Genomic DNA, 14,409 nt, shown 5'->3' on the forward strand with positions numbered 1-14,409 from the left:
ATGGAAGTCATGCACTGGGTGTTCATCATTCTCGGCAGCGCGCTGGCCTTGACCACGCAATGGTTCCTCCTGGCGCCATTCGGCCTCGACTGGAAGCCGATGCGCGAGCAGATCGCCGAGCAGGTCACGCAGGCAGCCGCGCTGTTGGAAGAGTGCGCGTCCACGGCCGACTCCACGGCCTAGCCCGCCCGCGCCCGCATGGGGCGGAGATCGACGTCGCAGCGGAGCGCGCCCTCTAAGATGCGCACTCTTTTGGAATGACGTATGCAGACGCGGTAGGCAAAGGGGGCCCACGACGCATGATTTCTTTGCTCCACACCGCGGACTGGCAGATCGGCCGCGTTTTCTCTCAATTCGAACCCGACGATGCCGCCGCGCTGTTCGAGGCGCGCTTCAAGGCGGTGGAGCGGCTGGCCGCCGTCGCGGCCGAACGCAAGGTCGATGCCGTGCTGGTCGCGGGCGACGTGTTCGACCTGCAGACCGTGTCGGACAAGACCATCCGGCGCATGTTCAACGCCATGCAGGGCTTTGCGGGGCCCTGGCTGCTGATCCCGGGCAATCACGATTCGGCGCTGAGCGAATCGGTCTGGAGCCGCGCGCAGCGGCTGGGCGCCATCGCGCCGAACGTCGTCTGCTGCCTGGAGCCCAGCCCGCACACCGTGGCGGGCAAGTTCACGCTGCTGCCCGCGCCGCTCACGCAGCGCCACACCTACGGCGACCTCACCGAATGGTTTGCCGCGGCACCCGGCGCAGAAGGGCTGCCTCGCATCGGGCTGGCTCACGGCTGCGTGCAGGGCATCCTGTCCGAGGACATCGACTCGGCCAACCCCATCGCCGCCGGGCGCGCGGCGCAGGCCCGGCTCGACTACCTCGCGCTCGGCGACTGGCACGGCACGCGGCAGATCGACGGGCGCACCTGGTACGCGGGCACGCCCGAGACCGACCGTTTCAGGGCCAACGACTCGGGCCAGGCGCTGCTGGTCGGCATCGCCGGCATTGGAGCGGAGCCGGTGGTCGAGCCCGTTCGCATCGGCCAGTTCGACTGGCAGCAGTGGGAGCCACGGCTCACGGTGCCTTCCGACATCGACGAGCTGGTGCACAAGATGGAGCAGATCGGCGGCGGCGACGTGCTGCAGCTGCGCGCGCAGGGCACCTGCGATCTCGCCGGCCACAACCGGCTGCGCGCAGCACTCGATGCCGCCCGTGCACGGGCCCGCGCGCTGGTGTGGGAAGGCGAGGCGCTGCGGCTCGAGCCGACGGAGGACGACATCCAGGCGCTGCACGCGGACGGCTTCGTCGGCGAGGCGCTCCAGGCATTGCGCGAGCAGCAGGGCGACGCCGATGCCGAACTGGCCCGCGACGCGCTGCTCACGCTGGCGCGCATCCTCGGCGCGCAGCAGGGCTCTTCGAATGCGGGGGCTGGCGCATGAGCATGAAGCTGCAGCGGCTTCGCATCGAGAACTTCAAGCTGTTTCGCGCGCCGTTCGAAATCGACGGCCTCACGGACGGGCTGAACCTCTTCGCGGCGCCCAACGAATCGGGCAAGTCCACCGTCGCCGAGGCGATACGCGCCGCCTTCTTCGAGCGGCATCGCTCCAGCGCGGTCGAGCACCTGCGGCCCTGGGGCGAAAGCTCGGCCACGCCCACGGTGGAAGTCGACTTCGAACTCGACGGCAAGCCTTGCCGGCTCACCAAGGCCTTCCTCGGCAAGAAGCGCTGTGAACTGGTGATCGACGGCAAGCCCATGGACGGAGCGGTGGCCGAAGACCATCTCGCGGCGCTGCTGGGCTTCCGGTTCCCGGGCAAGGGCGCCAGCACGCCGGAGCACATGGGCATTCCGGGTTTGCTGTGGATCAAGCAGGGCACCTCGCACGACATTGCCAGTGCGGTGGGTTTCGCCAGCGATCACCTGCGCAACGCGCTCGGCGAGTCGCTCGGTGAGCTGGCTTCGAGCAACGGCGATGCCGTGCTGAAGGCGGTAGAGGCCGAGCGCAACGAGCTGCTCACGCCTTCCGCCGGCACGCCGCGCGGCGCCTACGCCGACGCCAACAGGCTGCGCGCGGAGCTCGAAGAGAAGTTGGAAGAGCTGCTTGCCGACGTCGAGTCCTATCGCTCGGGCGTGGACCGGCTGTCCGGCCTGCGCCGCGACCATCTGCGCGACGAGGCTGCGAAGCCGTGGGCGGCGTTGCGGGAACAGCTCGTCGTTGCGCAGCAGCGGTTGGGCGAGGCCAGGGGCCTCGACGAAAAGAAGAGCGTGCAGGACGCCGCGCTCAGGCAGGCCGTCGCGCAGGTGAGTTCGTGGCGCAACCAGCTTCAGTCGATGGAGCGCGAGGAGGCGACGGTCGCCCTTCGCGAAAAGAACCTGCAGGCGGCGCAGGAAGGCCTGGCCAGGGCGCAGGGCGAACTGCGGGCCTGGGAGCCGCGCCACGCGGCGGCGGTGCAGTCGGACGCCAGCGCCCGAGAAAACCTCCGCCTCGCGCGGCAGGCGGCTTCGCGCATCGCGCAGGAAAAAGCCGTCGAAAGCCTGGCCGAGCAGCTCGCGGCGCTCGCGCAGAGCCATGAGAAGGCAAAGAGCGAGCAGGACAAGGTCACGCGCCTGCAGGCCGAAGCACAGGCACTCGCCGTGCCGGAAGGCGAACTCAAGCGGCTACAGCGCTGCGCCGACGCGCAACGCACGGCGCAAGCGCGGCTCGACGCGGTCGCGACGGCCCTGGAGTTCGAGCTGCAGCCCGCAGCCAAGGTCCGGGTCGCCGGTACCGAGCTTTCCGGGTCGAAGCGCCAGACCGTCATTGCGCGGACCGACATCGAGATCGAAGGCATCGGCCGCATCACGGTGCTGCCGGGCGGGGCCGACCTCGAAAGCCTCGCCATCGAACGCGACCGCGCGCGCGACGAGCTGGCCTCGCTGCTGCAGGCGCTGCGCGCGGAGAGCGTGGCGGCCGTCGAGGAACGCATGCGGCAGCAGGCGCTGCGCAAGGGTGAAGCCGGCGCCGCGGCAGCCGTGCTGGCCGCGCTGGCACCGAAGGGATTGAGTGCGCTGGTGGCCGATATCGCCGTGCGCGAGGCCCGGCTTGCGGAGGCAAGACAGATCCTGCAAGGCATGCCGCCGGCCGGCACGGCGATGCCGTCGAGCGCGCAACAAGCGGAGTCGGAGGAAGGCGCCGCGCGCGCGATGCTGGAAGACGCATCCGTGGCGCTCAACGATGCAAAGGTTGCCGCGGGCAACGCGCGGGAGCAGGTCAAGGCGGCCGAAGACGAACTCGCGGCGGCGAAGGCCACGCTGGACGATCCGGCGCGCGCCAGTCGCAAGACGGAGGCCGGTGCCGCGCTGACCGACGCGCTGGCGCAGCAGTCGGCCATCCAGGACAAGGTCGCCGAGCTGGCGCAGCGGTTGCAGACCGTCAATCTGCCGGTGCTCGCGCAGGACGTCGAACGGCTGGCACGCAGCGTCGAACAGGTCGAGGCCGCGCACAACCAGCGGGCCAACGAGATCACGCGGCTCGAGGCCGAGCTCGAAGCGCGAGGCGCGCTGGGCCAGGAAGAAGCCGCCTCGGAGAAACGGCGCGAACTCGAGCACGCCACGCGCCGTTGCGCCGAGCTCGAACGACGGGCGAGGGCGCTCGACCACCTGCTGAAGCTGTTGCGCGAGAAGCGCTCGGCCCTGGCTCAGCGCCTGCGCGCGCCGCTGCAGAAGCACCTCGACCACTACCTGCAGATTCTCTTTCCCGGTGCGCAGGTCGAAGTCGGCGACGACCTTTCTCCGGGCCGCATCACGCGGCAGGGCCTGCGCGGTGCCCAGAGCGGCGCGTTCGAGGAGCTCAGCGTGGGCGCGCGGGAGCAGATGGGCGTCGTCGCCCGGCTGGCCTATGCGGACCTCCTGCAGGAAGCGCGCAAGCCGACCCTGCTCATCCTCGACGACGCGCTGGTGAACACCGACGAGGAACGGCTGGGGCAGATGAAGCGGGTGCTGTACGACGCGGCGGCCCGCCACCAGATACTGATCTTCAGCTGCCATCCCGAGGCCTGGCGCGACCTCGGCGTGGTCGCGCGCAGCATTCCCTGACCGCCTTCCCGCGGCACCGCAACGGGCGATAGGCCATTCGGCCATCGGCCGCTTGTCACGCCGTTTTCCGGGTGCTTTGTCATGCCCGCGAGCCCGTGCGCACGGGGGATTTGACTCCCTCACAAAAGGGCGCCTTGCTCATGTGCGGAAGCGGCGCGATTCCTACAGTCATCCCCATGGCCCAACGCCTCTGCCCATGCCGGGCAACAGGTGCTCCAGGCCGGTCACGACAACCGGGGGACTTGCATGGAACCGCTCGCACTGCTGCCGACGACCTTCATGAACCTGCTGCGGGAAGACGCAGGCATGTCGTTCATGGAGTCCGCGCTGATCGGAGCGCTGGTGATGGTCGTGTGCCTGCTCCTGCTGCTCGCCCTCCGGCGCAGCGCCTGACTTCGTGGAACGCACCATGCAGGAACTCGACGCCGTTCTCGAACTGCTGGCGATGCTGGCTTCGGACATCCGCACGCCCGTGCTGTTCGCATTGCTCGGAACCGCCGCCGTCAGCGACTGGCGCTCCTACCGCATTCCCAACTGGCTGACCTTCAGCGGCGCGCTCTTCGCGCTGGTCTACGGAACGCTGGCCGCTCGCACGCCCATGGCGGGGGCAGCGAGCGCCTTCGGCGGACTGGGCGTCGGCTTCGCGGCGATGGTGCCGTTCTACGTCATCGGCGTCATGGGCGCCGGCGACGTCAAGCTGATGGCCATGGCGGGCGCCTTCATCGGGCCCGAGCAGACGCTGATGGCCGTGCTCTTCACCTTCATCGCGGGCGGCGTGGCGGCCATGGCCTTCGCCATCCACCGCCGCCGCGTCGGACACATGCTGGCCAACGTCAAGGATGCCGCCCAGGGCGTGATGTTCTCCAGCATCGCCGGAATCCGCCCCTCGGGGCGCATCGAGCCCAGCCAGTCCGTGGGGAAGCTGCCCTACGGCATCTGCATCGCGGTGGGCACCGCAATCGAGGTGCTCGCGCATCAGCTTGGCTACGTCTAGCTCCCTCATCCCTTCTTACCTGCGACGGAGGTTCACATGAAGAACATCAAGGCGATCGGGCTGATCCTGCTGGCCCTGCTGACGGGGCTGGCGGCCGCCATCTACGCGGCCGGCTGGATCTCCAGGCAAGGCGGCATCGCGTCCAACAAGGTCGTGGTCGCGGCTGTCGACATCGAACTGGGCAGCCGCGTCAACCCGCAGATGCTCACCACGGTCGACTGGCCCAGCGGCTCGGTGCCGAACGGCTCGTTCAGCGAAATCAAGGCATTGGACGAACGCGTGGTGAAGGTCGGCGTGCTGCGCGGCGAGGCGCTCATCGAAGGCAAGCTGGCGCCGGTGGGCACGCAGGGCGGGCTGTCGGCGGTGATCGCCAGCGGCAAGCGGGCCATGACGGTGCGCGTCAACGACGTGGTGGGCGTGGCAGGCTTCGCGCTGCCGGGCAATTACGTCGACGTGATGGTCAATGCCCAGCAGGACAGGGGCCGGGGTGAAGAGGCGCTGCAGATCAGCAAGACCGTGCTCGAGAAGGTGCTGGTGCTGGCGGTGGCGCAGGAGGCGAACCGCGACGACACCAAGCCAAAGGTCGTGAGCGCCGTCACGCTCGAGCTCTCGCTGGAAGACTCCGAAAAGCTCGACCTGGCCCGCAGCGTGGGAACCCTGTCGCTGGTGCTTCGCAACCAGATGGACAAGACCACGGTCGCCACCGACGGCATCACCAAGGGCCAGCTCTTCGGCGCGAAGGAGATCGTGCAGGTCTCCACCACCGCCGCACCGGCTCCCGCCCGCCCGCGTACCCATCGCGCAGGCCCCGCCGCCCAGCCGGCTTCCCAGTGCGTGGAGGTCATCCAGCACTCGGGCAGCTCGCTCACCTGCTTCTGACCCCAAACGACAGGAGGAACACCAAGTGCGCCATATCTCCACAACACTCGCCAGCCTGCTGGCGACCCTCGCGACCGCGGCGACTCCCGCCATGGCCGCGGAGGTCGCGGCAACCGCCTCGGCCACGGCCGCCACCATGCCCGCGGCAGCATCCGCCTCGACGTCCGCCGCCGCGGCGGTAGCGTCGGGCAACACCGGCCCCGGCAGCAGCCGGCGCTGCACGGCCATCATTCCCGACGACCAGCCGACCCAGGCCGTGCTGGGCAAGTCGGTGGTCATTCCGCTGAAGGCGCGCGTGGTGCGCATCGTGGTCAGCGGCCAGCCGCCGAGCCGGGCTCCGGTGCCGGCAGCCGCGGCAGCAGCCGTGCCGGCGGGCATGCAGCCCGCACCGGGCATGGCAGCCAATGCGAACACCGGCGATGGCATCGCGGACGTCGACGTGACGCTGCTGAGCCCCACCGACCTGTTCTTCCGCGGCCGCCAGGCAGGCTCTATGAACGTCGTGCTGCAGAGCGCCGACGGCACCTGCTACATCAAGGACGTGATCGTCACCATCGATCCGCTGGCGCTGCAGGCCAAGCTGGCCGAGCTGATGCCCGACGAGCGCCGCATCCGTGTTCGCAGCGCAGAGAAATCCATCGTGCTCACCGGCGAGATCAGCGACGCGCTGAAGCTCGACGACGTGATGAGCCTGGCCTCGGCCTACGGCGCGGACGGCAAGAAGGTGGTGAACCTGCTGCGCGTTGCGACACCGCAGCAGGTGATGCTCGAGGTGAAGATCGCCGAGGTCAGCAAGACGCTGCTCGACCGGCTGGGCGCGCGGGTCGGGCTCGCTCGCTCGGGCAACGGCGGCCTGAACAACTATTCGCTGATCTCCAATTTCCTGAGCACCGGCGCGGGCCTGGCCCAGGCGCTGCGCATCGGCCGCACCTCGGTGACCATCGACGGCCAGAAGGACGACGGGCTGGTGCGCGTACTCGCGGAGCCCAACATCATGGCCATCAGCGGCCAGCAGGCCAGCTTCCTGTCGGGCGGCAAGATATTCATTCCGGTGGCGCAGAACGCGGCCGGCGGTGGTGGAACGAACATCACGCTGGAAGAGAAAGAGTTCGGCATCGGCGTCAAGTTCACCCCGACCGTGCTCAACGGCGACCGGGTCAACCTCAAGATGGTGTCGGAAGTGTCGGACCTCTCGCAGACCGGCTCTCCCTTCACCACCGTCTCGGGCGTCACCGCCGTGCTTCCCTCGCTGACGGTGCGGCGCGCCGACACCACCGTGCAGCTGAACGACGGGCAGAGCTTCGTCATCGCCGGGCTCATCAAGGCCAACGTGACGGAGACGATCAAGCGCTTCCCCGGGCTCGGCGAGGTGCCGGTGATGGGCGCGCTGTTCCGCAGCACCGAGTTCCAGAACGAGCAGACCGAGCTGATGTTCGTCATCACGCCGCGCCTGGTGCGTCCGCTGGCCGAGTCGCCGCGGGTGCCGACCGACAACCACGTCGTTCCCAGCCGCGCCGAGGTCTACCTCAACGGCGCGCTCGAAAGCTCGACCCCGGCCCCGGCCGCCCCCGCCAGCGAAACCCCGTGAGGAGCACCGTCATGTTCATCATCAGATCGACCACCGTTGCGCTCATCTGCCTTCTTGGCTCCAGCTGCTCGACCGTCACGCCGAACTACGACGCGCGCTTCGGCGACGCGGTGCGCGACGCCAGGAAAAAGATGACTCTGAACCCCAACGCCGGCAAGAACGGCGACCCGGTCGCGGGCATGGACGGCCGCGCCTCGCGCGAGGCAATGCATCAGTACCAGGATTCTTACAAGGCACCACCACCGGCGGTCAACGTCATCAACATCGGCGGCCAGATCGGTGGCCAGGGTGCCGGCAACTCGAAGTGATGCGCTCGCGCATTGCGTTTAGCCAAGCCCGCTTCCTCGGGACTCAGCGGAAAGGAGAGTGACACGAATCGAAACGAACTTTCTTCCCTCATCCATGTTTTCTCGAACCCGATCTCCAACCGTTCAAACCTCGAAAGGAACGAACCATGAAGAACTTTCTCAAGGCCATCGGCCAATCGACCCAAGGCTTCCTGCGCGAAGAAGAGGGCGCCCAGGTCGTCGAGTACGCACTGATCATCGCTGTCGTCTCGATCGCGCTGGTCGTTGCGCTGAAGGCGCTCACCGCCAGCGGCGGCGGCTTCTCGAGCTTCATCACCCGTGTAAGCAACTGCCTGACCACGTCGACCTGCACGTGAGCGGCTTGGCAGGCGAGCCGGGCCTGGCCTCGGTTCGCCTGCCAGACGCCGCCGCGTCTGCGTTCTTCCTGACACGGAAAAGGAGCAACCCATGTTCAAGTCATTTCTGAAAGACGAAAGCGGTGCCCAGGTCGTCGAGTACGCACTGATCATCGCTGTCATCTCCATCGCGCTGGTGATCGCGCTGCAGGTGCTCACGACGGGCACCAGCTTCAGCTCGTTCATCTCCCGCGTCGCCACCTGCCTCGGTGGCACGAGCTGTTCCTGAGCTCGCGCCTGCCGGACCACCGCGGTTGCACAGGAGCCGATCATGCGTGTCCACCGTCCTCACCGCCGCCGGCGCGGCGCGATGATTGTCACAGTCACGCTGATCCTGCTGTTCCTGATGGGGTTCATGGGCATCGCCCCGGACCTCAGGCACCTGTTGATGGTCAAGACCGAGCCGCAGACCGCAGTCGACAGCTGCGCCCTGTCCGCCGCGCGAGAGTTCGACGGGCAGGGCGCGGCTATCACCCGCGCGGTGAGCGCGGGCCGGAGCGCCGGCAACACGAACCGCGTGAACATGCAGTCGAGCACCTGGAGCGGCCAGGGCCGGGCCGCCGCAACCGGCTTCACCTTCCGCGAGGCCTCGCATGCCGCCACCACTTCGGCCACGGCGGCGTGCCATGCCCGATGCGTGCATACGCAGGCCAACGCCAACATTTGGCTCATGAAGGCGATGGGCGCCTTCCTGGGCGACACGGCCGGTAATCCGGCGACGCACAGCGTCTCCGCGAGAGCCGTTGCCACTCGTGCGAGCGCACAGACCGCGTGCCCCATTTCGGTTGCGGCGAAGCCCGAGGCGGGTGGCACGGCGCCGAACTGCGGCTTCGCAGCTGGCGAATGGGTGAGGCTCTTCCAGATGCAGAACACGGCCCAGGGCGGCCAGATCGGCTGGGCCAACCTCGACGGCAGCAAGAGTGCTTCTGATACCGAGGCCGAACGCAACGGCCGCCGCAGCGCCAAAGTAGGCGACACGACAGGCGTACCCGCGAGCGCGCAGAACTTCATGACCAAGCGCGCAACGTTCGCGTCGTACGCCGGCATCGGCACGAAGGTGAAAGGCGTGAACAGCTGCGAATCGATCACCGGGCTCAGATACCGATGGATCTCTCCGATCGCGAGCGTGACCGCCCCGCTGATCCCGATGCCGGGTTTCTCCACGCACGAGGTCATGCGCAAGGACCCGAACAGCGCGGCCATCTGCTTCTAGCCACTCAACGCAACGGACACGACCATGAAGATAGCCATCATTTCCCCCAACCCCAACCACCTGCAGGACATGCGCAAGGTGCTGGAGGCGCGCTCGCACACCGTGTCGCAGTTCGAAGGTGGAAAGAGCCGGATGCAATGGGCCGTCGAGAAAGCCTCGCCCGACCTTTTGCTGGTCGACGGCATGTGCTGCGACCCCCAGGAGCTGGTGCTGATCGAGAAGCTCACGCTGCGGCATCCGACGATCGCGGTGGTGTTGCTGTGCGTGATGCAGACGCCGGAATTCCTGATCCACGCGATGCGCGCCGGCGTGCGCGAGGTCTTGCCGTCGCCCGCGGAGGCCTCCGCGCTGGAGGCCGCCATCGAGCGTATCGCCCTCAAGATGGCTGGAACCCAGGCGCGCAGCCCCGGGCAGGTAGTGGCGTTCATGCCCTGCAAGGGAGGAAGCGGATCGACCTTTCTCGCGACGAACATCGCCTACCAGCTCTCCAGGGAGCGCTCCGTGCTGTTGATAGACCTGAATCTGCAGTTCGGAGATGCGCTCTCGTATGTGAGCGACCTGCGGCCGAGTTCCACGATGGCGGACGTTGCCCGCGACATCGGCCGCCTGGATGCCTCGCTGCTCGCGGCGAGCGTGGTGGCGGTATCGCCGGGCTTCAGCATTCTTCCGGCGCCGGAGGATCTTTCGCGCGCGATGGACGTGAAGGCCGAGCACATCGACGCGATCCTGCAGGTTGCGCTGGGCGTGTACGACTTCGTGCTGTTCGATCTCGGCACGCGCATCGACACGCTCTCGATCCGCGTGCTCGACCGAGCCGACCGCATCTTCCCCGTGCTGCAGCCGAGCCTGCCACACATCCGCAACGTGACGCGGCTGATGCAGGTGTTCAAGTCGCTGGGCTATCCGCCCGGCAAGGTCGAGCTGCTGGTGAACCGCAGCGCCGGCGGCGGCGAGATCGGCCTGTCGGACATGCGCCGCTCGCTGGTGGGCGCGACGCTCACGATCGTGCCCGACGGCGGCAAGGACGTGGATGCGTCCATCAACCGCGGCGTGCCGCTGGCGGAGATGTCGCGCGGCAGCGCGCTCGCCAGGCGCCTCGCCGAAATCGCGCACACGCTCAGTCCGCATCAGGAAGCGGCGCCAGGCTTCATCGGGCGGCTGTTCCGCCGCGCGTGAGCAGGCACCGGATCAACCCATTCAACAGCAAGGCAGGTTCCCCATGTCATTCAGAGAACAGCTCAATGCCATCGAAGCCGACACCACCGAGCGGCCGGGAGGCCAGGCCGTCGAGCAGGCCGTGTCGCCCTACGCCTCGGACGCCTACAAGTTGCTGAAGGAGCGCATGCACCTGAGGCTGCTCGAACGCTTCGATCTCGCGGCGCTCGAAACCCTGAAGCCCGACGTGCTGCGCCAGGAAATCTCCACCATGACCACGCGGCTCTTGCAGGAGGAGCCCGAGGCGCTCAACGACATCGAGCGGCGCACGCTCATCCGCGACATCCAGCACGAGATGCTCGGCTTCGGACCGATCGAGCTGCTGATGGCCGACCCGTCGGTGTCGGACATCCTGGTCAACTCGCACGAGAAGATCTACGTGGAGCGCCGGGGCCGGCTGGAGCTGACCAACGTCAGCTTCACCGACGAGAAGCACCTGCTGCGCATCATCGACAAGATCGTCTCGCTGGTGGGGCGGCGCATCGACGAGTCGAGCCCGATGGTCGACGCGCGGCTGCCAGACGGCTCGCGCGTCAACGCGGTCATCGCGCCGGTGGCGCTGGACGGGCCGATGATGTCGATCCGCCGTTTCGCGAAGATCCCGCTGCACATGGAGAACCTGGTGAACGAGCTCAAGACGCTGACGCCGCAGATGGCGCAGATGCTCGAGGGGCTGGCGCAGGCGAAGGTCAACATGCTGATCTCCGGCGGCACGGGCGCAGGAAAGACCACGCTGCTGAACATCCTGTCGGGCTTCATTCCGCCCAGCGAACGCATCATCACCATCGAGGACGCGGCGGAACTGCAGCTGCAGCAGCCGCACGTGGCGCGCATGGAGACGCGACCGATGAACATCGAGGGCAAGGGCGAGATCACGCAGCGCGCGCTGGTGCGCAACGCGCTGCGCATGCGGCCCGACCGCATCGTGATCGGCGAAGTGCGCGGCGCCGAGGCGGTCGACATGCTTCAAGCCATGAACACCGGCCACGAAGGCTCGCTCACCACCATCCACGCCAACACGCCGCGCGACGCGCTGGCGCGGCTGGAGAACATGATCGGCATGGCCAACCTGAACCTGCCGCACCGCACGGTGCGCCAGCAGATCGCGTCGGCCATCACGGTGATCGTGCAGGTGCTGCGGCTGGTGGACGGGCGGCGCAAGGTCACCAGCATCCAGGAGATCACCGGCATGGAAGGCGAGGTGGTGACCATGCAGGAGATCTTCTGTTTCCACCAGACCGGCATGGGCCCTGACGGCTATGTGCGCGGTCATTTCCACGCGACGGGCGTCAGGCCTAAATTCACGGAGCGGCTGCATGCCTACGGCGTGGACCTGCCGGACTCGATCTTCGACCCCGACAGGCACTACGAATAGCCAGAGAGCGAACAGGAGGCCGCCATGCTCAACAACCTGGGGGGCAATACCCTCATCACCGTCACCGTGCTGGTGTTCGTGACCGTGCTGCTCATGCTGGAGGGCCTGTACATGCTCTGGCGGTCCTACAAGGGGCCCGAAGCGCGCAAGATCGAGAAGCGGCTGCAGGCGTTTTCCGCGGCGATCGACCGCACGCCGCAGGCCCACCTGGCCAAGGAGCGCATGCTCAGCGAGGTACCGTGGATGCAACGCGCTCTGTTGACGCTGCCGCGGGCGCACCGGCTGGATCGCTTCATCCTGCAGGCCGGGCTGGACTGGACGGTTTCCAGCTTCCTTCTGGTGTCCTGCGTGCTGGGCGTGTTCGTGTTCTTCGCGGTGCTGCTGGTGGCGCGCGAGTCGCCGCTGTTCGCGCTCATGGCAGGTGGCAGCGTGGCAATGCTTCCTGCGATCTACCTGCAGCGCCAGCGCAGCCGACGGCTGACCCGCATGGAAAAGCAGCTTCCCGAGGCGCTGGACCTGGTGACGCGGGCCCTGCGCGCGGGGCATTCGTTCGCCAGCGGCGTGCAGATGATCGGCGAGGAAATGACCGACCCGATCGCCAGCGAGTTCCGCATGGTCGCCGACGAGGTGAATTTCGGCGTCTCGCTGCAGCAGGCCCTGACCAACCTCAGCGAGCGCGTGCCGCTCACCGACCTGCGCTACTTCGTGGTGTCGGTGCTGATCCAGCGCGACTCGGGAGGCAACCTGACGGAGGTGCTGGGCAACCTCAGCCGGTTGATCCGCGGCAGGCTGAAGCTGCTCGCGCAGGTGCGGGTGCTGTCGTCCGAGGGACGGCTGTCGGCCTGGATCCTGGGACTCATGCCGTTCGCGCTGGCGGCGCTCGTGAATATCTTCAATCCCGAATTCATGGCGCCGCTATGGACGGACCCGATCGGGCAGACGGTGCTCAAGTACATGCTGGTGCTGATGCTCGTGGGCATCGTGCTGCTGCGCAAGATCGTGAAGATCCGCGTCTGAAGGAGAAGGCCATGACCATCCTGTTTCCCATCCTCGTCTTCCTGGCCGTGTCGCTGGCGATCATCGGCCTGGCGGCCTGGTTGTCTCCCTCGCGCGCCAAGCAACGCCTTCAGGCGATGACGCAGCCGGCCGGCAAGTCGGCCTGGACCGAGACCGCCGTCAGAATTGTCGGGCCCTTCGCGCAGCTTTCCTCGCCCACCAGCGAGGCCGATCTGTCGCCGCTGCGCGTGCGCTTCCTGAACGCTGGCATCCGCTATCCGGAGGCCTATCTCGTCTACTTCGGCCTGAAGACTCTGCTGCCGCTGGGCTTTGCCGCGCTCGCGTTCGTCGTGTTGCGCGCGACGGGTGCGGCGGACGACAGCACGGTGATGCTGCTATGGCTGGCGCTGGCGGCGCTGGCCGGCTGCTATCTGCCCAACCTGGTGCTTCTCCTGCTCATCCGTTCGCGTCGGCGCGAGATCTTCGAGAACTTTCCCGATGCAGCCGACCTGATGCTCGTGTGCGTCGAGGCCGGCCTCGGCCTGGACGCCGGGCTGGCCAAGGTCACGGAGGAAATCCAGGTCAAGAGCACGGCGCTGGCCCAGGAGCTGCACTGGACCAACCTGGAGATGCGCGCCGGCGGCACGCGCGAGAAATCGCTGCGCAATCTGGCGCTGCGCACGGGCGTGGAAGAGATCGGCACCTTCGCCACCATGCTGACCCAGGCGGACCGCTTCGGCACGAGCATCGGCGAATCGCTGCGCGTGTTCTCCGATGACCTGCGCCACAAGCGTCATGTGCGCGCCGAAGAGCTGGCTGCGAAGGTGCCAACCAAGATGCTGCTGCCGCTGGTGCTGTGCATCTTCCCGTGTATCTCGCTGGTCATCCTGACGCCGGCGGTGATCCGCATCATCCGGATGATCATGCCAATGCTGAGCGGGACTTGAGCGTAGCCCCGGAGCTTTCCGGGTTCATCACGCCGCGCCGGCATCCGGCGCGGCGTTTCTGTTTCCGCTTCAGTGCTGCACCGCGTCGAGCTGGTGCTTCACCGCGTAGATGTACAGCTCGAGGCGGTTCGATACGCCGAGCTTCTGGTAGATCGACGTGAGGTGGTTGCGCAGCGTGTGCTCGGTGACGAAGAGCTTTGCGGCCAGCGCCTTGTTGGAGGCGCCGCTGCCGGCGACGACGGTGTTGATGATCTCCCGCTCCTTCAGCGTCAGGCTGGCCCGCTTTGCCGCCTCGGGGTCGGCCTTCTGCGGCTTCTTCACCGCGGTGAGTTCGTAGAAGACGCGGCCGATGGACTGGGCGTCGACGCAGAGTTCGCCGTTGTAGACGCGTTCGATGGAATCGATCACCTGCTGTGCCGGGGCATCCTTGCTCATC

General features: G+C 67.4%; 16 protein-coding genes. 15 read left to right on the forward strand and 1 reads right to left on the reverse strand.

The genetic code is table 11. The features are described 5' to 3' along the window. The 15 genes from EJO71_RS22930 (at nucleotide 1) to EJO71_RS22995 (ending at nucleotide 13,973) form a co-directional block, all read left to right on the forward strand. On the forward strand, nucleotides 1–183 hold the full coding sequence (locus EJO71_RS22930) for a hypothetical protein (RefSeq protein ID WP_125950960.1): 183 nt from the start codon (nucleotides 1–3) through the stop codon (nucleotides 181–183). 116 nt (nucleotides 184–299) lie between these two features. Next, the gene (locus EJO71_RS22935; RefSeq protein ID WP_125950961.1) at nucleotides 300–1,430 is read left to right on the forward strand and encodes a DNA repair exonuclease; all 1,131 of its coding nucleotides are present in this window, start codon (nucleotides 300–302) and stop codon (nucleotides 1,428–1,430) included. Continuing rightward, a complete protein-coding gene (locus EJO71_RS22940; protein WP_240651485.1) occupies nucleotides 1,427–4,063 on the forward strand; it encodes an AAA family ATPase in 2,637 nt (878 codons plus the stop codon). Before EJO71_RS22935 ends, EJO71_RS22940 begins: the two co-directional genes overlap by 4 nt. Before the next feature lie 246 nt (nucleotides 4,064–4,309). Next, nucleotides 4,310–4,456 carry a hypothetical protein gene (locus EJO71_RS34405; RefSeq protein WP_164546879.1) on the forward strand — a complete coding sequence of 49 codons (147 nt, stop codon included), beginning with the start codon at nucleotides 4,310–4,312 and terminating at the stop codon, nucleotides 4,454–4,456. Between the two features lie 16 nt (nucleotides 4,457–4,472). After that, nucleotides 4,473–5,057, forward strand: coding sequence for an A24 family peptidase (locus EJO71_RS22945; protein WP_125950990.1), 585 nt, complete (start codon nucleotides 4,473–4,475; stop codon nucleotides 5,055–5,057). 36 nt (nucleotides 5,058–5,093) lie between these two features. Further along, nucleotides 5,094–5,936 carry a Flp pilus assembly protein CpaB gene (gene cpaB / locus EJO71_RS22950; protein ID WP_125950962.1) on the forward strand — a complete coding sequence of 281 codons (843 nt, stop codon included), beginning with the start codon at nucleotides 5,094–5,096 and terminating at the stop codon, nucleotides 5,934–5,936. A 25-nt stretch (nucleotides 5,937–5,961) separates the two neighbouring features. Then, entirely contained in the window at nucleotides 5,962–7,524 is a 1,563-nt protein-coding gene (locus tag EJO71_RS22955; RefSeq protein ID WP_125950963.1) for a type II and III secretion system protein family protein, read from the forward strand. A gap of 11 nt (nucleotides 7,525–7,535) precedes the next feature. Then, nucleotides 7,536–7,832 carry a hypothetical protein gene (locus tag EJO71_RS22960; protein ID WP_125950964.1) on the forward strand — a complete coding sequence of 99 codons (297 nt, stop codon included), beginning with the start codon at nucleotides 7,536–7,538 and terminating at the stop codon, nucleotides 7,830–7,832. A 146-nt stretch (nucleotides 7,833–7,978) separates the two neighbouring features. Continuing rightward, complete coding sequence (locus tag EJO71_RS22965; RefSeq protein WP_125950965.1) at nucleotides 7,979–8,188, forward strand: Flp family type IVb pilin; 210 nt, start codon at nucleotides 7,979–7,981, stop codon at nucleotides 8,186–8,188. A 91-nt stretch (nucleotides 8,189–8,279) separates the two neighbouring features. Further along, nucleotides 8,280–8,456, forward strand: a complete 177-nt coding sequence (locus tag EJO71_RS22970) for a Flp family type IVb pilin (RefSeq protein WP_125950966.1) — start codon at nucleotides 8,280–8,282, stop codon at nucleotides 8,454–8,456. A gap of 81 nt (nucleotides 8,457–8,537) precedes the next feature. After that, nucleotides 8,538–9,440, forward strand: coding sequence for a pilus assembly protein TadG-related protein (locus EJO71_RS22975; protein WP_240651487.1), 903 nt, complete (start codon nucleotides 8,538–8,540; stop codon nucleotides 9,438–9,440). 24 nt (nucleotides 9,441–9,464) lie between these two features. Then, the gene (locus tag EJO71_RS22980; RefSeq protein ID WP_125950968.1) at nucleotides 9,465–10,616 is read left to right on the forward strand and encodes an AAA family ATPase; all 1,152 of its coding nucleotides are present in this window, start codon (nucleotides 9,465–9,467) and stop codon (nucleotides 10,614–10,616) included. A gap of 43 nt (nucleotides 10,617–10,659) precedes the next feature. Next, nucleotides 10,660–12,030 (forward strand): CpaF family protein, encoded by a 1,371-nt coding sequence (locus EJO71_RS22985; RefSeq protein WP_125950969.1) that lies wholly within the window; start codon nucleotides 10,660–10,662, stop codon nucleotides 12,028–12,030. A 24-nt stretch (nucleotides 12,031–12,054) separates the two neighbouring features. Then, nucleotides 12,055–13,047 carry a type II secretion system F family protein gene (locus EJO71_RS22990; protein ID WP_125950970.1) on the forward strand — a complete coding sequence of 331 codons (993 nt, stop codon included), beginning with the start codon at nucleotides 12,055–12,057 and terminating at the stop codon, nucleotides 13,045–13,047. An 11-nt stretch (nucleotides 13,048–13,058) separates the two neighbouring features. Then, entirely contained in the window at nucleotides 13,059–13,973 is a 915-nt protein-coding gene (locus tag EJO71_RS22995) for a type II secretion system F family protein (RefSeq protein WP_125950971.1), read from the forward strand. Nucleotides 13,974–14,042: 69 nt separating this feature from the next. On the opposite strand, the gene EJO71_RS23000 is transcribed toward EJO71_RS22995, so the two are convergent. Next, nucleotides 14,043–14,409 (reverse strand): LuxR C-terminal-related transcriptional regulator (locus EJO71_RS23000; RefSeq protein WP_164546880.1); only part of this gene is annotated, 367 nt, incomplete at its 5' end.

This window comes from Variovorax sp. 679 (assembly GCF_003952185.1).
GTDB lineage: Bacteria > Pseudomonadota > Gammaproteobacteria > Burkholderiales > Burkholderiaceae_C > Variovorax.

Bases quoted from the DNA above. Each gene is read 5' to 3' on its own strand.
- EJO71_RS22975 (WP_240651487.1), top strand. From the start codon at position 8,538: ATGATTGTCACAGTCACGCTGATCCTGCTGTTCCTGATGGGGTTCATG.
- EJO71_RS22965 (WP_125950965.1), top strand. From the start codon at position 7,979: ATGAAGAACTTTCTCAAGGCCATCGGCCAATCGACCCAAGGCTTCCTG.
- EJO71_RS22990 (WP_125950970.1), top strand. From the start codon at position 12,055: ATGCTCAACAACCTGGGGGGCAATACCCTCATCACCGTCACCGTGCTG.
- EJO71_RS22985 (WP_125950969.1), top strand. From the start codon at position 10,660: ATGTCATTCAGAGAACAGCTCAATGCCATCGAAGCCGACACCACCGAG.
- EJO71_RS22960 (WP_125950964.1), top strand. From the start codon at position 7,536: ATGTTCATCATCAGATCGACCACCGTTGCGCTCATCTGCCTTCTTGGC.
- EJO71_RS34405 (WP_164546879.1), top strand. From the start codon at position 4,310: ATGGAACCGCTCGCACTGCTGCCGACGACCTTCATGAACCTGCTGCGG.
- EJO71_RS22945 (WP_125950990.1), top strand. From the start codon at position 4,473: ATGCAGGAACTCGACGCCGTTCTCGAACTGCTGGCGATGCTGGCTTCG.
- EJO71_RS22930 (WP_125950960.1), top strand. From the start codon at position 1: ATGGAAGTCATGCACTGGGTGTTCATCATTCTCGGCAGCGCGCTGGCC.
- EJO71_RS22935 (WP_125950961.1), top strand. From the start codon at position 300: ATGATTTCTTTGCTCCACACCGCGGACTGGCAGATCGGCCGCGTTTTC.
- cpaB (WP_125950962.1), top strand. From the start codon at position 5,094: ATGAAGAACATCAAGGCGATCGGGCTGATCCTGCTGGCCCTGCTGACG.
- EJO71_RS22970 (WP_125950966.1), top strand. From the start codon at position 8,280: ATGTTCAAGTCATTTCTGAAAGACGAAAGCGGTGCCCAGGTCGTCGAG.
- EJO71_RS22940 (WP_240651485.1), top strand. From the start codon at position 1,427: ATGAGCATGAAGCTGCAGCGGCTTCGCATCGAGAACTTCAAGCTGTTT.
- EJO71_RS22980 (WP_125950968.1), top strand. From the start codon at position 9,465: ATGAAGATAGCCATCATTTCCCCCAACCCCAACCACCTGCAGGACATG.
- EJO71_RS22995 (WP_125950971.1), top strand. From the start codon at position 13,059: ATGACCATCCTGTTTCCCATCCTCGTCTTCCTGGCCGTGTCGCTGGCG.